Origin of the sequence: Bradyrhizobium sediminis, assembly GCF_018736085.1 — a bacterium.
GTDB classification, from domain to species: domain Bacteria; phylum Pseudomonadota; class Alphaproteobacteria; order Rhizobiales; family Xanthobacteraceae; genus Bradyrhizobium; species Bradyrhizobium sediminis.
Genome location: NZ_CP076134.1, coordinates 3,211,387 through 3,232,039, shown reverse-complemented (window position 1 = coordinate 3,232,039; position 20,653 = coordinate 3,211,387). Strand labels below are relative to the sequence as shown.

Sequence of the window (20,653 nt, the reverse complement as noted above, 5' to 3'; positions counted from 1 at the left end):
TTCGATGCGGAGCTTGTCATCGGGCCGGCCAGAGGCCGGACCCGTTGGCATCGCCCCGGAATGACGAACAAGAAAACGGGGAGCGACCATGTCCGATAGTTCCGCTGTCAAGGCGCTGGTGTTCGATGTGTTCGGCACCTGCGTCGACTGGCGCACCAGCCTGATCGATGATTTCACCAAGTGGTCGGAGACGCGAGGCATCAAAGCCGACTGGACTGCTTTGGTAGACGGCTGGCGCGCGGTCTATGCCGGCTCGATGGACGAAGTGCGCAAGCACCCCGAGCGCGGCTACATGATCCTCGACACGCTGCACCGGCAGTCTTTGGAAAAGCTGGTTGCGCAGTTCAAGATTTCGGGCCTCACCGAGGCCGACCTGCATCACCTGACCATGGGCTGGCATCGGCTTCATGCCTGGCCCGACACCGTGGCTGGACTGACGCGGCTGAAGACGAAATACATCATCTCGCCGCTGTCCAACGGCAATGTGGCGTTGCTCACCGACATGGCGAAGTTCGCGAGGTTGCCCTGGGACCTGATCATGTCGGCCGAACTGTTCGAGCATTACAAGCCCGATCCGGAGACCTATCTCGGCGCCGCAAAGCTGCTTTGCCTGCCGCCGGAGCAGGTGATGATGGTGGCCGCGCACAACAACGACCTGAAGGCCGCGCAGCAACTGGGACTGAAGACCGCTTTCGTGGCGCGGCCGACCGAATACGGCCCGCACCAGAAATACGATTTCGAGGCCAACGGCGACTGGGATATCGTCGCCAAGGATTTTAACGGGATAGCCGAGCGAATGGGCTGTTAGGCCAGGGCCGCAGGCTCTAACCTCATCCCCGGATGAGCACACTTGCGCCGGCCGGATGACGGACCCGTGTTGCGGAAGTAATCGCTGTCCCTATCTTTCGAAAGCATCATGACGCTCCCCGCATCCGCATTGCCCGTCGAAGCGCCCCCGGCATTTCTCGGCGTCGCGCGCTCCGCGACCGGAAAGCTGTGGCGCGACCGGCTCGATGCGCGGGGGGCGGCGCGGGCGCTGGCGATCGCGCAGCGCTATCAATTGCCGGAAATGCTCGCGCGGGTGCTGGCGGGGCGCGGGGTCGAGCTCGACGCGGTCGAGGATTTTCTCGATCCGACCATCCGCAAGCTGATGCCCGATCCCCATACCGTGACGCAGATGGAAGCCGCCGCCAAGCGCATCGCGGACGCCGCGACCCGCCGCGAGAAGGTGGCGATCTTCGGCGATTACGATGTCGACGGCGCGACCTCGGCGGCGCTGCTGGCGTGGCACCTTCGCCATTGCGGGCTTGACCCGCTGGTCCATATTCCCGACCGGATTTTCGAAGGCTACGGCCCCAATATTGAGGCGATCCGCATGCTCGCGGGCAAGGGCGCCACGCTGCTGGTGACGGTGGATTGCGGCACCACCAGCCTCGAGCCGCTGGCGGAAGCGCGGCGGCAGGGGATGTCGGTCGTGGTCATCGACCATCATCAATGTGGCGACGAATTGCCCGATGTCGACGCGCTGGTGAATCCGAACCGGCCCGACGATCTCTCGGGTCTCGGCCACCTTGCCGCGGTCGGTCTCGTGCTGGTGACGCTGGTCGCGGTTAACCGGGAACTGCGCAGCCGCGGCTTCTGGACCGCCGAAATGCCCGAGCCAGATCTGCTGGGCATGCTGCATCATGTCGCGCTCGGCACCGTCGCCGATGTCGCGCCCCTGACCGGGCTCAACCGCGCCTTTGTCGCCAAGGGCCTGATCGCGATGCGGCGTCGCGATCATGTCGGCCATACCGCGCTGATGGATGTGTCGCGGCTGAACGGTCCGCCGGAAGCCTGGCATCTCGGCTTCATGCTGGGGCCGCGCATCAATGCCGGTGGGCGGATCGGGCGCGCTGATCTCGGCGTGCGGCTGCTGCTGGAGGGCGATATCTCCGAAGCCGCACGGATCGCCGCCGAGCTCGACCGTCTCAACACCGAGCGCCGCGTCATCGAGCAGATGGCCGAGGCGCAGGCCGAAGCCGAAGCGCTGGCCTCGCTCGGACTGGAAGACAAGGGCTCGGTCATCGTCACCGCCTCGGAAGGCTGGCATCCCGGCGTGGTCGGTCTCGTCGCCTCCAGGCTGAAGGAAAAATTCTCGCGGCCCGCGTTTGCCATCGCGCTGGAGCCGGGCGGGATCGGCACCGGCTCCGGCCGCTCGATCTCCGGCGTCGATCTCGGCAAGGCGGTGCGGCAGGCCGTTCATGACGGGCTGTTGCTGAAGGGCGGCGGCCACGCCATGGCTGCCGGCGTCACGCTGCGCAAGGAGAAGCTGGCGGAATTCCGCGCCTATATGGAAACCGCGCTTGCCGCTGACGTCGCCAATTCGCGGCACGACAACGAGCTGTTCATCGACGGCGCGGTGAGCGCGCGCAGCGTGACGCCGGAATTTGCCGCTACCCTGAACCGCGCCGGCCCCTTCGGCGCCGGCAATCCCGAGCCGGTGGTGGCGCTGCCGTCGCATCAGCTGGTCTACGCCGATGAAGTCGGCCAGGCGCATTTGCGGCTGCGCTTCAAGGCCGGCGACGGCGCCATCGTCAACGGCATCGCGTTTCGCTCGGTTGGGCAGAAGCTCGGCCACGCCCTGATCGGACATCGCGGGCAGCCGCTGCATGTCGCGGGATCGCTCGCGGTCGATCGCTGGCAGGGCACCGAGCGCGTGCAGTTCCGGGTCATCGACGTCGCGGTGCCGGATCCGGGCCCGGCGGTGATCAGGTAGATCGACAACAACGATAACAATGGGAGTGGAAATGACGGGGCAGGTTCAAGACAAGGTCGCACTGGTCACGGGCGGTTCGTCCGGCATCGGCGCGGCGGTCGCCGAGTTGCTGGCGCGCGAGGGCGCCACGGTTGTCGTGACCGATATCGACGACCTCAAAGGGCCCGAAGTTGTTGCCGGCATCAAGAAAGGCGGTCATGAGGCGGTGTTCCTGCATCAGGATGTGACCAATGAGCCTCGCTGGGCGGAAGTGGTTGCCGAAGTCGAAAAACGCTTCGGCCGGCTGGATATCCTGGTGTCGAATGCGGGTATCGGAATTTCGGTGCCGTCGATCGTGCACATGTCGCTGGAAGACTGGCGGCGGCAGACCGCGATCAATCTCGACGGCGTATTTCTTTCGGTGAAGCATTGCCTGCCCGCGATGCGCCGGCGCGGCGGCGGCTCGATCATCATGATGTCGTCGCTGGCGGGCCTGCGCGGCGCGCAAACGCTGGCCGGCTATTGCGCGACCAAGGGCGGCGTGCGGCTGTTTGCGAAAGCGATCGCGATGGAGTGCGCGTCTTTCGGCGACGGCATCCGGGTCAATTCGGTACATCCCGGGATCATCGACACCCCGATCTGGGGCAAGATTCCGATGGAAGCGTCGGGCAGCGGAACCAATGCCCCGATCGATCCCGAAGAACGCGCGCGGCTCGCCGCGCCGCTCGGCCGCGCCGGCCATGCCATGGAAATTGCGCAGGGCGTTTTGTATCTGGCGTCCGATGCGTCGCGCTATGTGACCGGGACCGAGCTCGTGATCGACGGCGGTATGAACGCGGGCGGGGTGGTGAGGCAGGGGTGAGCTGTCATTGCGAGCCAGCGGGTCGCGCGCATGCGCGCCCGATGACAGGCTCCGCGAAGATTTCATGGGGCAGCAAAGGAAGAATGGATTGCTTCGTCGCTGCGCTCCTCGCAATGACGGTGCACCGGCTATCCGCCCTGTCTTAACCGTGCCAGCACCTTCAGCCCGCCGTAACCGTCGGCCGGCAATAGCCCCATCCTGGTCTGATAATCCTTGACCGCCTTCATGGTGTCGTTGCCGACGCGGCCGTCGGTGCCGCCGGTGTCGAAGCCGGCTTTTGTCAATCGCGTCTGCATTTCCTGCACTTCGGCGAGCGTCAATGCGCGTTCCGAGCCGGGGAAGGGCTGGATGAAGGGCGGGCCGCCGAGAATGCGGTCGCCGAGATGGCAGATCGCCAGCGCGTAGTTCATCGAGGGATTGTAACTCTTCACCGCGTAGAAATTTGGACCCAACAGGAACGCCGGGCCGCCTGATACCGGCACCCACATCTGCGCGCTCGCATTGGGTTGCGGAAACGGCTCGCCGTCGGCGCGCTTCACCCCGGCGTTGGCCCAGGCCGCGTAGCTGCGGTTGCCGCTGGATGACGCGCCCGACGCGCGCACCTCATAGCCCCAATGTTCGCCGCGGTGATATTTGCCGCGATTGACGAGGTAGCGCGCGCTGGAGCCGAGGGCGTCGTCGGGTCTGCCGAACGGCGACACCCTTCCGTCCCTGTCATAGTCCATGCCGACATTGAGCCAGACTTCCGGCATCCACTGGGTATGGCCCATCGCGCCGGCCCAGGAGCCGCGCATTTCCTCCGGCGTGCCCCAGCCGCGGTCGACGATCTTCAGGGCGTTGATCAGTTCGGTTTCCCAATAGGCGCGGCGGCGCGGCTCGTTCCAGGCGAGTGCCGCGAGCGAGGGAAATACCGGGCGCATGTGGTTCTGCTGCACCAGCGGATCGCCGTAAGCCGACTCGACGCCCCACAACGCCAGCAGCGTGCCGCGCTCGACCCCGAAATCCTGTTCGATCCGCGCGAACAGCGCCTCGTTTTTCCGTAAGGCCTCCTTGCCGGCGATGATGCGCCAATCGGAGGCGCGGCGGTTGACGTATTGCCAGATCTGCTCGTGAAATTCCGGCTGCTTCGCCATCTTCTTGAACACGGACATATCGGGCTCGATGCGGCCCATCACGCGGGTCCAGGTCGCGTCCGAAATGCCCTTCGCCAGCGCCCGGGTGCGAAAGCCGTCGCGCCACTGGTCAAAGCCGGGCGGGGCCGCAGCAAACGCCGCAACCGGCTGCGCGAGCAGGGCTCCCGCGGCAAGGCCGGACTGCAGCACGGCGCGGCGGGTCGGTGTAGTCAGAGAATCAGATGATTTCATCGGGGCAGTCTAGCGGCGCTGGAGGGACCGCGGCAGATGTCATGGCGCCGCTGGAACTAGGCTTCCTGCGATAGATCTGCGGCAATTTTGGACAGCCAGCGCCGCACCGTCGCCTGCGCCTTGGCAGAAAGCCCGGCTGTCAGCCGCCGTTCCACGGCCTGAACATGCCTGCGGCATTTTTCGAGCAGGGTGCCGCCGCGGCGGGTCAGCGTCCACATCAGCACCCGCCCGTGCACGGGGTGGGGGGTCTTCCGGATGGCGCCCGATCGTTCCAGGTTGCGGATGATGACGCCGACGGTCTGCGGGGTCAGCAGCGCCACCCGGGCAAGGTCCGCGCCGGACAGGCCGGGATAGGCCCGGAGCATGGTCAGCACGACGAATTGCGGTGGGGTGACGCCGAGGTCGGCGAGCGCCCGTTCCATTGTCAGCCGGCTCGCGGCCTGGGCTTGCCGCAGCAGATAGGCGAGGTAGCCTCTTTCGCCGCGCTTGCCCCGGCCGGGCGGCGGCGGGCGGACGCCGGCCAGCGCCGGAACCGGGGCGGGCTTTTTCGCCGCCGGCGCGGATTTTTTCGCGGGCCCCGATTTTCGCCGTTTCGGCGCTTTTCGGGACCGGCGCGATTTTGCCGACGCTGCCATCTTGCGCATGATATAAGGGCTCTTATAAGAAATCAGAACACTGATAACATGAGGACATCGAAATGTCACACGCTCGCAGCGAATACGAAGACTTCAAGGCGCTGGCGCCCGATGCCTACGACGCGGTGATGGCGCTCGGCCAGGCCGCCGCCAAGGCCGGCATCGACAAGCAACTGCTGGAACTGATCAAGCTGCGCGCCTCGCAGATCAACGGCTGCGCCTTCTGCGTGCAGTATCACATTCTGCAGGGCGAAAGGCTCGGCATGTCCGCCGACAAGCTCAACCTCGTCGTGGTCTGGCGCGAGGCGCCGCTGTTTTCCGCGCGCGAGCGCGCCGCGCTGGCGTGGACCGAGGCGCTGACATTGCTGCCCGGCGGTGTCAGCGACGAAGCCTATGCGGAAGCGAGCGCCGAGTTTTCCGAGAAGGAACTGATGTATCTGACGTCCGCGATCGCCTCGATCAATGTCTGGAACCGGTTCGGCGCCGGCTATCGCTGGACCCCGCCGGCGCGGAAGCCGGCGCCGCAGGCCGCGGCGTCATAGGCGTCAGTTCTCGCTGCCTTCCCTCGCATTGGGAGCGGCAACCTGCTCCGGCAGGGCATGGGCCACCGCGGGCGCAGCAGCCGCCGCGGCAGCAGCAGCCTGCGGTCCGACCTCGCGGCCGCGGCCGCGGATCAGTCGCTCATAGGCCGAGATCAGGGTGACGTAGGGGTTGACCCAGATCCAGCCGTCGCGCGTGAACACCTGGACGTCGAAGTGCAAATGGCGGCTGGTGCCGTTGGGACGGTCGAGGTAATTCGAAACCACACCGAACCTTTCGCCTTCCGCGACGTTGCGTCCGTTCAGGATGCCGTCGGCATCGAGGCTCGCCGGGTTCATATGCATGTAGCGGAAGCGGATGTGCTCGGTGCGGCTGTTGACCTGCAGCGTCACCGCCTGCTGCTTCGGTGCGCGGATCACGACGCTGTCGCGGACCGCGACCACCCCCTGCTGCTTGGGATCGCATTTGTCGCCGCCTTCCTGGCCTGCGGTCGCACATTCCCCGGGGCGGATATCCTGGCCCTGATGGCCAAAGCCGCCGCCGCACTGGCCCACGTTGAAACTGCGAGCCTCGCAAAAATTATCCTGCCAGGGATATCCCGCATGGCTGCCGGCCGCCTCGTCGGTCGCGCGGCGCTTCCGGAACGATTGCGAATGGGCGAAGGCCGGGGGCTTTTCCAGCGGAAAGCGGATCTGCGAATAGGTGGTGAAATCGACGCGACCGCCCTGCTTGCGAAGGCCGGTGTTGGCGATGATGTCGCCGGGCGGCCGATAGGTGAAATCCGCAGCGCGCTGAAGCGGTCGTTCGGCCACGACGGAAGGAATGTCCATGCGCGACCGCGACGGCTGGCCGCCGGCGACGCGTAGCGCCTTCAGGAAGCGCTCGGCGACGGGGTAGGCCTCGCGGCAGGCCAGCCGCCGCGGCCGCGGTGTCGAGTCCAGGCACTGGATCGACACCACATAGGGAACGCCGAAGCGGGTGAAGGCATAGCGCACATAGCCTTCCCGGATGAAGCGGCGCAGATCCGGGAATTGCGCCGTAAGCGACTTGACCGGCTCGCCCTTGCCGCCCTGGGGATCGCTGATGTCGTAGAGCAGGATCGAGCCGGTGATCTGCACTTCGACCGGCCTGGCAAAGGTCCGTTGCGACATGCCGTCGCCGGCGCCGGGTTGAAGCGAAAACACCGCATCGTAGCCGGCCGGACCGGCGTCGAACAGGTCGACGGGCCGGAAGTCCGCCTGGTAGCGCGACAACGACAGGCCATCGGGCGCGCCGTTGCGTCGCGCTTCGAGAAACGCCGCGGCATCGAACGGCAACAACACCGGCACCCGGCTGCGCCCGATACCGTTGAATACCTGCGAGGTCACCGCGTTGAGCTGCACCAGCGCCGGCATGGTGCGCGGATCGAACGGCGGGAGCAGCCGGCGCTGGCCAGTGAAGGCGAAGTCGGAGGCTACCGCCGGCTGGGTGTTGATCTCGCTTCGCAGCTGATCGAGCACGGCGGGCCACTCGACGCGCACGGCGGAGACCGAAGGCGTCCGGAATTCATCCGCGGCAACAGTGACCGTGCCGGCAACAAGCAAGACGAAAGATGCCAGCGAACGTGTGACGGACCGGACAGCCTTGGTACCCAATGCGTCGCCCCCCGGCGCCAGACTTGTCCTGCAGCCCTAATCCTTCGCGCGTTCGACGTAGGACCCGTCCTCGGTCATGACCACGATCCGCGTGCCGACGCCAATATGCGGCGGCACCGCGGTGCGAACGCCATTGGAGAGGATGGCGGGCTTGTAGGAAGACGAGGCGGTCTGGCCCTTGGTGACCGGCTCGGTTTCCACGACTTCCAGCGTCGCGCGCTGCGGCATCTGGATCGCCACCGGAAGGACGCCGTGCAGCGAAAGCTTGACCGTCATGTTTTCCTGCAAATACGCGGCGGCGTTGCCGATCACGTCCTTCGGCACCTGAACCTGGTCGTAGTTCTCGGTATTCATGAAGTGAAAGCCGTCGGCGTCTTCATAGAGGTAGTTGTAATTGTGGTCCTCGATGGTCGCCTTCTCCACCTGGTCGGTGGTCTTGTAGCGCTCGGAGATCTTCACGCCGTCGCTGATTCGGCGCATTTCGATCTGGCTGACCGGAGTTCCCTTGCCGGGATGGATGTTCTCGGCGGTCAGAACCACATAAAGCTTGCCGTCTTGCTCGATGACGTTGCCCTTGCGAATAGAACTGGCGATGACTTTCAAAGCTGCTTTTCCTGATGATTCTGGCCCGGGCCCGATCCGGACAAGGTTGCCCTACGGCCAATGAGGCGGTTTCGGGCTGCAACATACTGATTTTGCCGGTCGATGCCAGCGATTTGCGGGCTCTCGAGGGGCCCCGCTGAGGGCCTAAAACGGCCGGATTTTACCATGGCGGGGCCGGCTGCCACGCCCGCCTCGTTGCGGGGTCATTCCGATCGGGGTGGAGGATTCTTGACGGCCTTCGCGTTGTGCTCGGCGAAGCCGGCGGGCACCGAGAACGTCCCGGTTTCCAGATCATAGACGCAGCGCCAGCCTTCGATCCACGGCGTCGGTTTTTCTTGACCCTGGGTGTCGAAGGAGAGGCTGATCACGACGTAGCGGCTGTCCGGCCACTGTTGCCCCAGCCAGGCGTAATTTTCTTCCATCCCCTTGAGCAGGTTAGCCTGCGCGTGATGGAGCGAGTAGCGGTCCCTGGGGTCCCGCCGCATCCCTTTCGACGCCGGCGAGCCAAAGAAATAATCCCAGGCCAGATCGCCAAGGGGCTTGGTCGTCGCGGGTGAAAATTGGTACCCATTCCGGCGATACAGGAACAGCGTCTGATAACCCGCTCCCAGTTTCTGCATTCGCACCAACCACTGGCTGTCCGGGCTAAATCGAAAGCCCGCCTGATATCCAGCCAATTCGTCGCCCTCGCCGGGATTGAGGAGAAAGGGATGCCGGTGATCCCTGTCGAAGGTCCAAAACTGGTACAGGAGACCGCGATCCCCGAGCTCCCTGGAATATTGCTCCACCCGCAATGTTCGATCCGGGGAGGTAATCGTTGCTTCCGCGTTCAGCCTGAAACCGGGCCGGGGACCGCCGGCATGCGCCGGCGCCGCCATGGCGATGCCAAGCAAGAGCAGAATCCACGTTCCAATGAATCTGTGGTCAAACATGGCTGTAATCCGGATTTTCGGTTAGTCAGCGGGATCGCGCCGATGGTTCAGATCGACGCATGCAGATGACGCCACAACACAAACGGCCCAGATGAATCGCAACCCCATCGCCGAAACCGCCGAGTTGCCGTCGCCCTGGTGGGCGCCTGCGCGGCATGCCGACGTCAGGCCGTTCCTGATGGCGCGGAGCGCCGTCACCAGGGCGGTGCGCGCCTGGTTCGACGAGCAGGGGTTTGTCGAGGTTGAGACCGGGATCCTGCAGGTCTCGCCAGGCAATGAGACCCACCTGCATGCGCCCCGCACCGAACTTACGCGCGCCGACGGCGAACGCGTCAGCCGATACTTGCGGACGTCGCCGGAATTCGCCTGCAAGAAATTGCTGGCGGCAGGGGAGCGGAAAATTTTCGAGTTGGCGCGGGTGTTTCGCGACCGCGAGCGCGGCGACCTGCATCTGCCGGAATTCACCATGCTGGAATGGTATCGCGCCGGCGAAGCCTATGATGCCGTGATGGCCGATTGCGTCGTCGTCATCGCTCATGCGGCGCAGGCGACTGGCATCGGCCAGTTTTCGTTTCGCGGCAAGGTCGCCGATCCCTTCGCCGAACCGGAATTGCTGACGGTCGCGGGCGCGTTCGAGCGCTTTGCCGGGATCGATCTGCTCGCCACCATCGCGCACGGCGCAGGCGATCGCGCGCGACTTGCGGCTGCGGCAAAGGGGCAGGTGCGGATTTCGGACGACGACACTTGGTCCGATATTTTCAGCAAGGTTCTGGTCGAGCACGTCGAACCGAAACTGGGGCAGGGGCGTTTGACCGTGCTGTTCGAATATCCGGCGCCGGAGGCGGCGCTGGCGCGCACCAAACCGTCCGATCCGCGCGTCGCCGAACGGTTTGAGATCTATGCCTGTGGCGTCGAGCTGGCCAACGGTTTTGGCGAGTTGACGGACGCGCGGGAGCAGCGCCATCGTTTCACGGAAGCGATGGATGAAAAGCAGCGGCGCTATGGCGAGCGCTATCCGCTGGATGAGGATTTCCTCGCCGCGGTCGGGCAAATGCCGCAGGCCAGCGGCGTTGCGCTCGGCTTCGACCGGCTGGTGATGCTGGCGAGCGGGGCGTTGCGGATCGATCAGGTGGTGTGGACGCCGCCGGCAGGTGAGGCATGAACAGGATCAATCTCACGTCAGTCACGTCAGTTACGTCAGCCGCCACGCTGCGCGAGCCCGCCGAGCTGGTCGGCCGCGGCCTTGCGGCGGTGACCGACCTTGGTGACCTGGAACGGGTCGCGGCGCGCTATGCGGTGGCGGTGACGCCCGAAATGGCGGCGCTGATCGACCCCGACGATCCCGCCGATCCGATCGCGCGGCAGTTCATTCCAAGCGCCGAGGAGCTGGTGCGCGAGCCCGGCGAGAATCCCGACCCGATCGGCGATTTTGCGCGTTCGCCGCTCCAGGGCATCGTGCATCGCTATCCCGATCGGGTGCTGTTCAAGCTGGTTCACGTCTGCGCGGTGTATTGCCGGTTCTGCTTTCGCCGCGAAATGGTCGGCCCGGGCAAGTCGACCGCGCTCTCGCAGGGCGCCTACGACAACGCGCTGGCCTATATCCGTGCGCATTCCGAAATATGGGAAGTGATCCTGACCGGCGGCGATCCCCTGATGCTGGCGCCGCGGCGGCTCGCCGAGATCATGGCGGATCTCGCCGCCATCGGCCATGTCCGGATCATCCGCATTCACACCAGGGTGCCGGTGGTCGAACCCCGGCGCATCAGCGCAGAGATGATCGCGGCGCTGAGGGTTGCGGGCGCCACGACCTGGGTCGCGCTGCATGCCAATCATCCGCGCGAATTGACCGGCGCGGCCCGCGCCGCCTGCGCCGGGATCGTCGACGCCGGCATTCCCATGGTCAGCCAGTCGGTATTGCTGCGCGGCGTCAATGACGATGTTGCGACGCTGGAGGCGCTAATGCGGGCCTTCGTCGAATGCCGTATCAAACCCTATTACCTGCACCACGGCGATCTCGCGCCCGGCACCGCGCACCTGCGCAGCACGATCGAGCATGGCCAGCAATTGATGCAAAGTTTAAGGGGGCGGGTGTCCGGACTGTGCCAGCCGGAATTCGTGCTGGATATTCCCGGCGGCCATGGCAAGGCGCCGGTCGGCCCGAGCTACCTGTCGCAGGCGAATTCCACATCGGAAGGTGAAGTCGGAGCCGAAACGCGCTATCGTGTCGTTGACTATTGCGGCGACGTTCATCTCTATCCTCCGACGCCATGATCCGATGACGACGGACGGAGGAAAGGCAGGGCCGGAGCCGTCGGAGGACGAAGGCAACCGCCACGTCGAGAACGCGGTGTTGCTGGGTTTCTTTTTGGTGCTGGCGGCGGCGGGAGTCTGGCTATTGAGCACCATGGCAGACGTGCGAAAGGTTCAGGACTGCGCCGCCCAGGGGCGCCGCAATTGCGCAGAGATCGAGGTTTTCGACCGGACGCGATAGATGAAATCTCTGAGACAGGAGAAACAAGATGGGAAAACTGTTCACGGTAGCGGCGTTGTTGGTCCTGATCGGCAGTCCGGCAGCCATCGCACAAACCGGCACTAGCGGCGGATCATCCACCGCCGCAAAGAATCAACCCATTCCGCAGGCCCCGATCGGCCACCGCCAGCCGCGCGCCAGCGACGTTCCCTCTGAGAAGAACCTGAGCGACCCGAACGATCCGTTGAACAAGGAAAACGCCGCCCTCGATCGCAAGATCAGGAGCATCTGCCGCGGCTGCTAGGCCGCGCCGGCGGCCTCGTGGTTCGAGACGCGCGGCGTTGCCGCGCTCCTCACCACGAGGGTCCATGACCTCATGCCCGCGTAACGGCAAAGCCGTTATCGCTGGAGGAGCGTGCTCTTGCTCGCGACTCGAAGGATGGATCCACCGAACTGGAAGCCTAGGCCGAAAGCTCCCGTAATTTGCGGCGCTTCGCGTCCCGTCTTGCCGCAACGGCGTCAGCCAGCAGGTTGAGCGCCGGCACGGTCGTCTGCCAGTCGATGCAACCGTCCGTAATGCTCTGCCCGTAGGTCAGCGCCGTACCCGGCAACACATCCTGGCGGCCCGCGACCAGATTGCTCTCGATCATAACCCCGATGATGCGCTGTTCGCCGTCGGATAGCTGGCGGGCAATATCGGCAACGACCAGCGGCTGGTTCTCCGGCTTCTTGCTGCTGTTGGCGTGACTGGTGTCGATCATGATCCGCGGCGCCACGCCTGCGCGAGCAAGTTCGGCCGAGGCCGAAGCGACGCTTGGCTGGTCGTAGTTCGGTCTGCTGCCGCCACGCAGAATGATGTGGCAGTCCTCGTTGCCGGATGTCGCCGCGATCGCCGAACGGCCTCCCTTGGTCACCGCCATGAAATGGTGAGGATGCGATGCCGATTTGACCGCGTCGGCGGCGATCCGCACATTGCCGTCGGTGCCGTTCTTGAAGCCGACGGGGCAGGACAGTCCGGACGCGAGCTCGCGGTGAATCTGGCTTTCCGTGGTGCGCGCGCCGATGGCCGCCCAAGCCATCAGATCGGCAATGTATTGCGGTGTCGTGAGATCGAGGAACTCGGTCCCGGCGGGCAGCCCGAGATTGTTGACGGCGGAAAGCACGTTGCGGGCGAGACGCAGGCCCTTGTTGATGTTGAAGCTGCCGTCGAGGTCGGGATCGTTGATCAGTCCCTTCCACCCCACCGTCGTGCGCGGTTTCTCGAAATAGACCCGCATCACGATTTCGAGCCGGTCTGCAAGCCGCTCGCGTAGCGCGACGAGGCGCTCGGCGTAGTCCATGGCTGCGGCGGGATCGTGGACCGAGCAGGGGCCGACGACGACCAGAAGGCGATCGTCGGATCCGTTGAGGATGGCGTGGATGGCGTTGCGCGCCGCCATCACGACGCGCGTCGCGGTCAAGGTGCGCGGGATCTCGCGCATGACCTCTTGCGGCGTAGTCAGCTCTTTTATTTCGTTAATCCGAAGATCGTCTGTCGTGCTCAACACGGCTATGGCTCCTGTTTCTTGAGGGACCTGCCGGCCAAACAAAAAGCCGCCAGATCGGGCGGCGGCTGTTCGGACTTTCTGCTGCAATTTGTCAGATTGAGCGCGATCCTCCCGCCGCCAGCGAGCTGTCGAAGCTAAAGTACCAATAATAGCTGGTGGCGACGGTGATCATGGCTGGCCTATAGCGCATGCGGTACGGCTTGTCATCCCCAAAAAGGGCGAAGGGCCCGGTTCAGGATTTGCGCGCAGCGAGCGCCATTCCGATCAGCGATGCGCCGCCGAACAGCAGGTTGATGCCGACCAGGAGGCCGATCGCCCATTCCGCCGAGCCCGGCAATCCCGTGATGATCATCGCGGATATCAGGATGTCCAGTATGCCGGAGAATGCCATCCAGCTCCAGCGCTCGGACAATTCGCGGCGGTGCTCCAATGCGTACATGATGGTGGCGACACCTTCGGCGAGGAAATAGGCGCCGATCACGATCGTGAGGGTCAGTACGCCCTGCGCGGGTTTTGCCAGCAGGATGATGCCGGCCGCAATCGCCAGCGCCGCCGAAATCAGCGACCACCAGAAGCCCGGCATCTGCCGGGCCCAGAATGTCATCGCTAGTCCTGCTACGCCGGAGATGAGAAACATCCAGCCCAGGAAGATCGTGATTGCGAGGCCCGCCAGCGGCGGCACGATCATCGCGGCCAAGCCCAGGATCACCAGCAGGATGCCTTCGAACAGGAAAGCCTTCCAGTGCTCACGGACCGCAGCGTTCATTTCGGATTGCAGCTTGGCGATGTCCTGGGGAAGGGTCATGGAAAGTCTCCCGATGCCGGCAACACTGAGGTGACTCGGGCAATATAGCCTGCGCCGGCGCCGCCGGGTCAAATTTTTTGGCGACCGGCGTTGTCAGCCCGGCGTTGTCATTGGCCGGGCACGGAGGAAAACCCCTCCGATGTCGTGCGCATGCGATTGCGGCCGAGAACATAGACCGCGGTGGTTGCCAGCAGCAGCGCCGCGCCGATCAGGATCGACGTCAGGCCGATCGGGACCAGAACCAGCGCCACGTTGCGTTCGGGATTGACCAGCCAGTGATGGATCGAGGTCAGTACGAAGGCGAGGCCGGCAAATCCGGCGCCGCCGCCCGCCACCAAGAGCGCCCACATTCGCCGCAACTGGCTGAGCCGCTCGCGCGCGACTTCGGTGCGCGGCGCGTGATGGCGGCCGACCCGCCGCACCAGCCGCACCGCAAAGGCGATCGAGCTGAAGCCGATCAGCACGCTGGCCGTGCCCAGCACCAACCGGGTGGACTGTTCGAGGTCCGGATTCTGCTGCAGCGTCAGCAGCGGGAAGTCGAACGCGGCGTGCAGCGTCAGCGGCGCCAGCAGGATCAGTATCCGGCTGGAGATGCGCGCCCAGTCGCGGTTGTGCCGGTGCGCGCCAAGCGCGGTTCCGGATCGCGCAAGCGTGAGATAGGCGCCGGCGATGATGCCGAGCGCACCATGGAACGGCACGGTTAGCACGCTGCGCAGCGCCGCCAGCGAGCGCCAGATCTCCTGATGTTGCACGAGGTAGGCCAGATTCTCGTAGGCCGCGAAGCCGAGGCCGGCGGCGGCGCCATAGACCACGGCGTCCATCGGGTCGGCGCCCGGCCGGCGCCGTGTCGAGACCGCGACGATGACGAGGATCTTGACGATCTCCTCGGGCGCGGCGACCCCGAGGATCGAATGCAGCACCTGCGAGGTCCAGGGATGTCCGGGGACGGCGAGCAGCGAGGCAAACGGAGCGCGTGCCACGCCGAGCAGCGAAATGCTGGCGGCGCCGAGCAGAAATGCGGTCCACACCTTGGCCGGCGGCTCCGGCCGCTCGCCGGCGGCGATCACCAGCCACAGAATCAGGAGCGCCGGCGCGATCGCCGCGGTGCCAATGACGGTGGGGAGGGCTTCGAGTAGCAGCATCAGGATGGCAGATATGCCATTTTTCGATCTTGTTCGCTGCCGGAAACATGCACATGCGACAGCAAGCCTCGGGTGTTCCGGAGCGCTCGTGCCCGGGCCGCGGCTCAGCAGCCGCGGCAGATGGTCTTGAGCTTGGCGTCCAGTCTCGCGTTTTCGGCGGCGAGCAGATCGACGACATGGCCCTGCTGCTCGGTCGACGTCTGGGAGATTGCCAGTTTGGCCGGCGCAGCCGGCGTTTTGGACGCAGCAGGCTTGGCCAGCGCGATCGGCGGCGCAGCCTTGTCATAACAGGCGAGGCGATCGCCTGCCTTGGCGATTGACTGGCATGGCGCGCCTTGCGCGATCGCAGTCCCGGAAAATGTGCAGAGCACGGTCAGTACGGCAATGAATTTCACGTTTATCCCCCAACCGGCAAGGTCCGGCCTAAGCAACGATATCAGTTCGAAACGCATTTGTCGGAAACAAAAGCCAGCGAGATGACTGGGTTTCGACGTCGCTGGGTGAAAGGCGATAATCGAGCGTAATCAAGCAGTTTGCTCATTTTATTCGTCTCGGAGACGAGGCCGTCGAAAGGTTGGATGAAGCCGGTACGTTCATCGCGCCAGCAGGCGCCGGCAGGCGTCGACGAACACTTCGGCGCCGGTGACGATGTCGGCATCGCCGGTGTTCTCGCTCCAGTGATGGCTGATGCCGCCGATCGAGGGCACGAACAGCATGCCTGATGGCATGATGGTGGCGAGAATCTGGGCGTCGTGACCAGCGCCTGATGGCATGCGGATGGATTTGCCACCGGCGAAGGCTGCGCTGGCGGCTTCGATTGCATGCTGAAAGCCGGCATCCATCATCGCAGGCGCGCCGGTGCGGAGACGCTCTATCGTGACCGTGCAGCGGCCCTTCGCGCTGACATCCGCGGCCATGCCGCGCAACAGGTCTTCGAGGCGCTCGATCACGCGGGGATCGTCGTCGCGAATCTGGAACAGCATTTCCGCACGTCCCGGGATGATACTGGGCGCGCCGGGATCGAGTGTGATGCGGCCGGTGGTCCAAACCGTGCGCGGTCCGCACAGGGACGGGAAACGATCGTCGATATCGACGCAGAATCGCGCCAGCGCCAGGCCGGCATCCTTGCGGACAGCCATCCGGGTCGTGCCGGCGTGGTTTTGCTCGCCCTCAAAGACGATCCGGTATTGCCAGATGCCGACGATCGAGGTGACGACGCCGATCGAGAGGCCGCCGCTTTCCAGCGTCGAGCCCTGCTCGATATGGGCCTCGAGATATCCGATGTGGCGCCCGCGTTCGACGCTGGCCCGCGCCCGGCCGGCAAGGCCGGCGTCGCGCAGGGCCTCGCGCATAGTGCGGCCGCTGCTGCGGTCGCGCGCGGCGTCGATGTCGTCCTCGCTGACGGCGCCGACATAGGACCTGGAACCGAGGAAATGGCCGAAATGTCCTTCCTCATCGCACCAGGCCGCGACCTCGACGGCGCCGGTGGCGTTCGGATCGGGATTGATGACGCGGGCGGCTTCGAGCGCATAGACCACGCCGAGCGGCCCATCGAGCCAGCCCGCGTAATTCTGGCTCTCGAGATGCGAGCCGGCCAGCAGTTTTGGTCCGGGTTTCGCGGATGTGCCGAGCACATTGCCGATGCCGTCGATTTCGGCCGTGAGTCCTGCCTCGGGCAGTCGCTCGGCGAGCCATAGCAGCGAGCGCATATGCGGCTCGGAGAAAGTCGGCTTGTGGACGCCGGTCTTGTAGGCGCCGATGCCGCGCAGCGTATTGAGATCCCTGAGGACCCGGGCGCCGTCGACGTGTGGGCGATGGTAAGGCAATGTTGGCTCTCTTGCGGTGAGGAGTTCCTGCGCGGACCGTCTCAAAATAAGGTCGCGCTGGCAAATCTGGCGACGTTGGAACTCGGCGCGGCGGTGCAGCGGAAACGGGCGGAGGGCGGATGCAGGTCCATCCCGAAATGGACGTTTGGCGCTCCCTAGCGGAATCGAACCGCTCTCTCCACCGTGAAAGGGTGGCGTCCTAACCGATAGACGAAGGGAGCGAAACTTGAGGCCCCGCCACAGCCAATTTGGCCGCGGCACTGCCGTCTCGCTTCAAATATACCCGGCAAATCAACGCTTTGGAGGGGCGGTGGCGCCGTGCCGGCCCCCGACCGTGGCGACACGTTCAAGGCAGCGGGCGAACGTATAGTGGCGTTTGCGCGGCCGGGCAAGCCATCGCAGGTCCCGTTTTCACGGCCGGTGGAAAGCGGTTCCGCGCCCATTGGGCCGGGAATATTCACCGTCTCGCAACAGTTTCTAAAGCCCCCGCGGGGTAAGGGGTAGGCGCGCAGGAGATATCGTAATGGCCGCAGCAGCCAAGAAGCGCGAAACGCGCAAATCCATACGCCAGCCCGGCTGGATCACCCTCGAAGGCGGCTTTGCGGCGCGGCCTTGCGTGGTGCAGGACATGTCCTCGACCGGCGCCAAGATCACCATCGACGATCCCAACATGCTGCCCGCGAAACTGCGGCTGGCGTTCTCGCGCGACGCGCGGACCGGGCGGAACTGCGAAGTGGTCTGGCGCCGCGGCAAGACCGTGGGCATCAAATTCGTCCGCTAGCTAGCCCGGCCGGTCCGCAGGCGATAAAAGGCCGGATGCGAAGCGTCTTCATTGCGATCCTTGCCATGGTGCTGCCGGCCGCGTCAGCGCTCGCCGAACAGCCTTTGGCCACAAAGCCCAACAAGTCCGCGGCCACCCCCAGGCAACTGTCGCCGAAAGGCCCGGGCGCCCGGAATTCCTGTGCGGCGTATGGTCCCGGTTTCGTCAAGGTCGAGGGCACCGAAACCTGTGTCAGAATCGGTGGCGCGGTCAGTGTCGGGGTCGGCGGCAGCCGCTAGCTTCGCGCGCGTTACCAGCTACGAGGCCAGAATGCAGCTCGAAATCATCGTTCCCGTCGTCATGAGCTGCGCGCTGGCGTGGTGGGTCAGCCGCGGCATGAGCTGGACCACGCGGCTTGTGGTGGCAGCGGTGACGCTGGCCGTGATCGTTCTCGTCGTGTTGTTCGAGCGATCGGGCTCCTAAAGCGGGATGGGGTTAGGTTGAATCGATTTGGGATTCCCAAATCAGCGTGTTTCTGATTCACCATGCAGGCTGGGTTAGGAGGCCAGCATGTATGGGCAAGCCTTACTCTCTGGATTTGCGCAAGCGTGTCGTGACGGCAATTGAGGGAGGGATGTCCCGCAATCAGGCCGCCAAGCGGTTTGGGGTCGCGATCAGCACGGCCATCGGCTGGATGCAGCGGGTCGAGGAGACCGGCAGCGTTGAGCCTGGCCAGATGGGTGGCCACAAGCCGAAAGCAATTTCGGGAGACCACGCGGTCTGGCTGTCGCAGCGGCTCAGGGACAGCGATTTCACCATACGCGGGCTCGTTGCCGAACTCGCCGGACGCGGCCTGAAGGTCGACTACCACTCGGTGTGGGACTTCGTGCATGCCGAGAAGCTCAGCTTCAAAAAAAAGCGTGGTGGCTGGCGAGCGCGATCGTCCCGACGTGGCGCGGCGGCGGTCCCAGTGGACAAAGTATCAAGGTCGCGTCGAAGCTGAGCGGCTGGTCTTCATCGACGAGACCTGGACCCGGACCGATATGGCTCCCTTGCGGGGATGGGCACTGCGCGGGCGCAGACTGCCCGCCAAGGTTCCCCACGGGCGCTGGAAGACCATGACCTTCCTGGCGGCCCTGCGCCATGACCGGATCGATGCGCCATGGTTCATCGAGGGACCGATCGATGGCGAGAGCTTTCGGACCTATGTCGAAAAGGCTCTCCTGCCGACCCTGCGGCCCGGCGACATCGTCGTCATGGACAATCTCGGCAGCCACAAAAGCAAGAGCGTGCGTCAGCTCATCCGTTCTGCCGGTGCCAAGCTGTTCTTTCTGCCCAAATACTCACCCGACCTGAACCCGATCGAACAGGTCTTTGCCAAGCTCAAACATCTGCTCCGAAAGGCCGCCGCGCGAACCGTCGATGCGGTCTGCGCCGTAATCAGTCAGTTGCTCAACGCCTTCACACCCCAAGAATGCGCCAACTACCTCAAAAATTCAGGCTATCGAACCTAATGCCATCACGCTTTAGGCCCTGACACGCTCACGGCACCGGCCTCACGACATCGGCGGCGCGATGAACTGCTTGAATCCCGGCCGTTCGGCGAATTGCGCGAACCAGCGTTCGAGCTGCGGCAGCCTGGGCTTGGTGATGCCTTCGACGCCGAACCAGCGCCGCGCATAGGCGCCGAGCGCGATATCGGCGATGGTGAAATCGTCGCCCTCGATGAAGCGCCGGCTCGCCAGCTGCGCCTCGACGATCCGCCATTGCACCGCTTCGGCGTCGGCATCCTTCTGGATCGCCGCCATGTCGCGCTTCTCGGCGGGGGTCCGCACCAGCGCCCAGAACACCGGGCGATCGACCGGCTGCAGCGTCGACAACGTCCAGTCCAGCCAGCGGTCGACTCCGGCGCGCGCGCGTGGCGCGGCGGGATAGATCGACGATCCCTTGCCATAGGCGAGGTTGAGATAGCGCATGATCGAATTGGATTCCCACAGCACGTAGTCGCCGTCGACCAGCGTCGGCACGCGCCCATTGGGGTTCATCGCGAGATATTCGGGCTGGTCGTTCTTGCCGAACGCCATGCCGGCATCGATACGCCGGTAGGGCAGGTCGAGTTCGGCCAGGCACCACAGCACTTTCTGCACATTGACCGAATTGGCCCGGCCCCAGATCGTCAGTTGGCTCTGCTTGTTGTCCGGCACGCGCTTGTTCTCCCCATGATCGGCTTTTGTCCGTTCATAGCGGATGTCGCGGGGGAATGCGCGCGCCGTCTCATCGCGGCCTGCCGGAAGAACGAAAGAAACCTCATGGTATGGGTGGGCGGATCATGCCCAGCTATTGCGGCAGGATTCGCCGGTTCTGGTGTCCGACTGTGTCGAGGATATTGCCCGGCTGGTCTAACCGGTTGGGGGCAGGGCCGGGTGGCTTAGCCTGCGGCCCGTTCGAGCGGTCTCTCGCGGGCTTGCATCAGCTCCGCGTAGCGGCTGTATTCACCGGCCATTTCCAAAAGCCGCTCGCGCACCGCTTCATCCGTGACCTGGCGGGCCAGACGCTTGGCCTGGTCGGCCTGGAATTGGTAGTGCTTGGCTTGGCTCATATGACACCTCAGAATCTGGGTCGAGTCTGAGGGCAAAAGGTTCACCGAAGGTGAACGGCTTGGGCAGCCGCTTCGCGGGACGTCACCGCAACGTGATCTGTTGGCGGATGCCGGTGCCAGTCGGCCTCGGATGCGCCTGATGGGAACGGCGCATCCGCTGATATCACCAGCCGGTAGGCGGGATGCCGGAGGCGGAC

24 protein-coding genes and 1 tRNA gene are annotated in these 20,653 nt (G+C 64.8%); 12 read left to right on the top strand and 13 right to left on the bottom strand.

Annotated features, from left to right (window positions below; genetic code table 11):
• The first annotated feature begins 88 nt into the window (after positions 1–88).
• From KMZ29_RS15700 to KMZ29_RS15690, 3 genes are all read left to right on the top strand, one after another.
• Positions 89–808 carry a haloacid dehalogenase type II gene (locus KMZ29_RS15700; RefSeq protein ID WP_215620103.1) on the top strand — a complete coding sequence of 240 codons (720 nt, stop codon included), beginning with the start codon at positions 89–91 and terminating at the stop codon, positions 806–808.
• Between the two features lie 108 nt (positions 809–916).
• Positions 917–2,758 carry a single-stranded-DNA-specific exonuclease RecJ gene (gene recJ / locus KMZ29_RS15695; protein ID WP_215620102.1) on the top strand — a complete coding sequence of 614 codons (1,842 nt, stop codon included), beginning with the start codon at positions 917–919 and terminating at the stop codon, positions 2,756–2,758.
• Between the two features lie 31 nt (positions 2,759–2,789).
• Complete coding sequence (locus KMZ29_RS15690; RefSeq protein WP_215620101.1) at positions 2,790–3,599, top strand: SDR family NAD(P)-dependent oxidoreductase; 810 nt, start codon at positions 2,790–2,792, stop codon at positions 3,597–3,599.
• Between the two features lie 128 nt (positions 3,600–3,727).
• Here KMZ29_RS15690 and KMZ29_RS15685 read toward each other — a convergent pair whose 3' ends face one another.
• Together KMZ29_RS15685 and KMZ29_RS15680 are read right to left on the bottom strand one after the other, a co-directional pair.
• The gene (locus tag KMZ29_RS15685; RefSeq protein WP_215620100.1) at positions 3,728–4,963 is read right to left on the bottom strand and encodes a lytic murein transglycosylase; all 1,236 of its coding nucleotides are present in this window, start codon (positions 4,961–4,963) and stop codon (positions 3,728–3,730) included.
• A gap of 56 nt (positions 4,964–5,019) precedes the next feature.
• On the bottom strand, positions 5,020–5,607 hold the full coding sequence (locus KMZ29_RS15680; protein ID WP_215620099.1) for a MarR family winged helix-turn-helix transcriptional regulator: 588 nt from the start codon (positions 5,605–5,607) through the stop codon (positions 5,020–5,022).
• 53 nt (positions 5,608–5,660) lie between these two features.
• On the opposite strand from KMZ29_RS15680, the gene KMZ29_RS15675 reads away from it, so the two are divergent.
• Positions 5,661–6,140, top strand: a complete 480-nt coding sequence (locus KMZ29_RS15675; RefSeq protein ID WP_215620098.1) for a carboxymuconolactone decarboxylase family protein — start codon at positions 5,661–5,663, stop codon at positions 6,138–6,140.
• Positions 6,141–6,143: 3 nt separating this feature from the next.
• On the opposite strand, the gene KMZ29_RS15670 is transcribed toward KMZ29_RS15675, so the two are convergent.
• From KMZ29_RS15670 to KMZ29_RS15660, 3 genes are all read right to left on the bottom strand, one after another.
• Positions 6,144–7,793 carry a M23 family metallopeptidase gene (locus KMZ29_RS15670; protein ID WP_215624287.1) on the bottom strand — a complete coding sequence of 550 codons (1,650 nt, stop codon included), beginning with the start codon at positions 7,791–7,793 and terminating at the stop codon, positions 6,144–6,146.
• Between the two features lie 15 nt (positions 7,794–7,808).
• Positions 7,809–8,375: an elongation factor P gene (gene efp / locus KMZ29_RS15665; RefSeq protein WP_215620097.1), complete on the bottom strand. Its 567-nt coding sequence runs from the start codon at positions 8,373–8,375 to the stop codon at positions 7,809–7,811.
• Between the two features lie 203 nt (positions 8,376–8,578).
• Entirely contained in the window at positions 8,579–9,307 is a 729-nt protein-coding gene (locus KMZ29_RS15660) for a hypothetical protein (protein WP_215620096.1), read from the bottom strand.
• A gap of 91 nt (positions 9,308–9,398) precedes the next feature.
• On the opposite strand from KMZ29_RS15660, the gene epmA reads away from it, so the two are divergent.
• From epmA to KMZ29_RS15640, 4 genes are read left to right on the top strand one after another with little or no spacing between them, the layout of a single operon-like run.
• A complete protein-coding gene (gene epmA, locus KMZ29_RS15655; protein ID WP_215620095.1) occupies positions 9,399–10,469 on the top strand; it encodes an EF-P lysine aminoacylase EpmA in 1,071 nt (356 codons plus the stop codon).
• On the top strand, positions 10,466–11,578 hold the full coding sequence (locus tag KMZ29_RS15650) for a lysine-2,3-aminomutase-like protein (RefSeq protein WP_215620094.1): 1,113 nt from the start codon (positions 10,466–10,468) through the stop codon (positions 11,576–11,578). Before epmA ends, KMZ29_RS15650 begins: the two co-directional genes overlap by 4 nt.
• A gap of 4 nt (positions 11,579–11,582) precedes the next feature.
• Complete coding sequence (locus KMZ29_RS15645) at positions 11,583–11,798, top strand: hypothetical protein (RefSeq protein WP_215620093.1); 216 nt, start codon at positions 11,583–11,585, stop codon at positions 11,796–11,798.
• 28 nt (positions 11,799–11,826) lie between these two features.
• Positions 11,827–12,081 (top strand): hypothetical protein, encoded by a 255-nt coding sequence (locus KMZ29_RS15640; protein ID WP_215620092.1) that lies wholly within the window; start codon positions 11,827–11,829, stop codon positions 12,079–12,081.
• Between the two features lie 157 nt (positions 12,082–12,238).
• Here the strand turns inward: KMZ29_RS15640 and KMZ29_RS15635 are convergent, their stop codons facing one another.
• The 6 genes from KMZ29_RS15635 to KMZ29_RS15610 all read right to left on the bottom strand — a co-directional run bounded on the left by KMZ29_RS15635 (position 12,239) and on the right by KMZ29_RS15610 (position 17,318).
• Positions 12,239–13,324 carry a 3-deoxy-7-phosphoheptulonate synthase gene (locus tag KMZ29_RS15635; RefSeq protein WP_215620091.1) on the bottom strand — a complete coding sequence of 362 codons (1,086 nt, stop codon included), beginning with the start codon at positions 13,322–13,324 and terminating at the stop codon, positions 12,239–12,241.
• A 232-nt stretch (positions 13,325–13,556) separates the two neighbouring features.
• On the bottom strand, positions 13,557–14,129 hold the full coding sequence (locus KMZ29_RS15630) for an HdeD family acid-resistance protein (protein WP_215620090.1): 573 nt from the start codon (positions 14,127–14,129) through the stop codon (positions 13,557–13,559).
• 107 nt (positions 14,130–14,236) lie between these two features.
• A complete protein-coding gene (locus KMZ29_RS15625) occupies positions 14,237–15,271 on the bottom strand; it encodes a PrsW family glutamic-type intramembrane protease (protein WP_215620089.1) in 1,035 nt (344 codons plus the stop codon).
• Positions 15,272–15,375: 104 nt separating this feature from the next.
• Positions 15,376–15,666, bottom strand: coding sequence for a type VI secretion protein (locus KMZ29_RS15620; protein ID WP_215620088.1), 291 nt, complete (start codon positions 15,664–15,666; stop codon positions 15,376–15,378).
• A 198-nt stretch (positions 15,667–15,864) separates the two neighbouring features.
• Positions 15,865–17,097 (bottom strand): Zn-dependent hydrolase, encoded by a 1,233-nt coding sequence (locus tag KMZ29_RS15615; protein ID WP_215620087.1) that lies wholly within the window; start codon positions 17,095–17,097, stop codon positions 15,865–15,867.
• Between the two features lie 146 nt (positions 17,098–17,243).
• Positions 17,244–17,318 (bottom strand) — tRNA-Glu (locus KMZ29_RS15610).
• A gap of 302 nt (positions 17,319–17,620) precedes the next feature.
• Here KMZ29_RS15610 and KMZ29_RS15605 point away from each other — a divergent pair.
• From KMZ29_RS15605 to KMZ29_RS15590, 4 genes are all read left to right on the top strand, one after another.
• On the top strand, positions 17,621–17,878 hold the full coding sequence (locus KMZ29_RS15605; protein WP_215616123.1) for a PilZ domain-containing protein: 258 nt from the start codon (positions 17,621–17,623) through the stop codon (positions 17,876–17,878).
• Between the two features lie 35 nt (positions 17,879–17,913).
• Positions 17,914–18,156 (top strand): porin, encoded by a 243-nt coding sequence (locus tag KMZ29_RS15600; RefSeq protein WP_215620086.1) that lies wholly within the window; start codon positions 17,914–17,916, stop codon positions 18,154–18,156.
• A gap of 31 nt (positions 18,157–18,187) precedes the next feature.
• Complete coding sequence (locus tag KMZ29_RS15595; RefSeq protein WP_215602092.1) at positions 18,188–18,340, top strand: hypothetical protein; 153 nt, start codon at positions 18,188–18,190, stop codon at positions 18,338–18,340.
• A gap of 91 nt (positions 18,341–18,431) precedes the next feature.
• Positions 18,432–19,371, top strand: a protein-coding gene (locus KMZ29_RS15590; RefSeq protein ID WP_369810020.1) for an IS630 family transposase whose coding sequence is annotated in 2 segments (ribosomal slippage) — positions 18,432–18,767 and positions 18,769–19,371 — 939 coding nt in all. Because the reading frame shifts where the segments join, the coding sequence is not laid out codon by codon here.
• Positions 19,372–19,413: 42 nt separating this feature from the next.
• On the opposite strand, the gene KMZ29_RS15585 is transcribed toward KMZ29_RS15590, so the two are convergent.
• Complete coding sequence (locus tag KMZ29_RS15585) at positions 19,414–20,061, bottom strand: glutathione S-transferase family protein (RefSeq protein ID WP_215620084.1); 648 nt, start codon at positions 20,059–20,061, stop codon at positions 19,414–19,416.
• 224 nt (positions 20,062–20,285) lie between these two features.
• On the bottom strand, positions 20,286–20,456 hold the full coding sequence (locus tag KMZ29_RS15580) for a hypothetical protein (protein WP_215620083.1): 171 nt from the start codon (positions 20,454–20,456) through the stop codon (positions 20,286–20,288).
• Positions 20,457–20,653: the final 197 nt, after the last annotated feature.

Bases quoted from the DNA above. Each gene is read 5' to 3' on its own strand.
- KMZ29_RS15700 (WP_215620103.1), top strand. From the start codon at position 89: ATGTCCGATAGTTCCGCTGTCAAGGCGCTGGTGTTCGATGTGTTCGGC.
- recJ (WP_215620102.1), top strand. From the start codon at position 917: ATGACGCTCCCCGCATCCGCATTGCCCGTCGAAGCGCCCCCGGCATTT.
- KMZ29_RS15690 (WP_215620101.1), top strand. From the start codon at position 2,790: ATGACGGGGCAGGTTCAAGACAAGGTCGCACTGGTCACGGGCGGTTCG.
- KMZ29_RS15685 (WP_215620100.1), bottom strand. From the start codon at position 4,963: ATGAAATCATCTGATTCTCTGACTACACCGACCCGCCGCGCCGTGCTG.
- KMZ29_RS15680 (WP_215620099.1), bottom strand. From the start codon at position 5,607: ATGCGCAAGATGGCAGCGTCGGCAAAATCGCGCCGGTCCCGAAAAGCG.
- KMZ29_RS15675 (WP_215620098.1), top strand. From the start codon at position 5,661: ATGTCACACGCTCGCAGCGAATACGAAGACTTCAAGGCGCTGGCGCCC.
- KMZ29_RS15660 (WP_215620096.1), bottom strand. From the start codon at position 9,307: ATGTTTGACCACAGATTCATTGGAACGTGGATTCTGCTCTTGCTTGGC.
- epmA (WP_215620095.1), top strand. From the start codon at position 9,399: ATGAATCGCAACCCCATCGCCGAAACCGCCGAGTTGCCGTCGCCCTGG.
- KMZ29_RS15650 (WP_215620094.1), top strand. From the start codon at position 10,466: ATGAACAGGATCAATCTCACGTCAGTCACGTCAGTTACGTCAGCCGCC.
- KMZ29_RS15645 (WP_215620093.1), top strand. From the start codon at position 11,583: ATGACGACGGACGGAGGAAAGGCAGGGCCGGAGCCGTCGGAGGACGAA.
- KMZ29_RS15640 (WP_215620092.1), top strand. From the start codon at position 11,827: ATGGGAAAACTGTTCACGGTAGCGGCGTTGTTGGTCCTGATCGGCAGT.
- KMZ29_RS15630 (WP_215620090.1), bottom strand. From the start codon at position 14,129: ATGACCCTTCCCCAGGACATCGCCAAGCTGCAATCCGAAATGAACGCT.
- KMZ29_RS15625 (WP_215620089.1), bottom strand. From the start codon at position 15,271: ATGCTGCTACTCGAAGCCCTCCCCACCGTCATTGGCACCGCGGCGATC.
- KMZ29_RS15605 (WP_215616123.1), top strand. From the start codon at position 17,621: ATGGCCGCAGCAGCCAAGAAGCGCGAAACGCGCAAATCCATACGCCAG.
- KMZ29_RS15600 (WP_215620086.1), top strand. From the start codon at position 17,914: ATGCGAAGCGTCTTCATTGCGATCCTTGCCATGGTGCTGCCGGCCGCG.
- KMZ29_RS15595 (WP_215602092.1), top strand. From the start codon at position 18,188: ATGCAGCTCGAAATCATCGTTCCCGTCGTCATGAGCTGCGCGCTGGCG.
- KMZ29_RS15580 (WP_215620083.1), bottom strand. From the start codon at position 20,456: ATGAGCCAAGCCAAGCACTACCAATTCCAGGCCGACCAGGCCAAGCGT.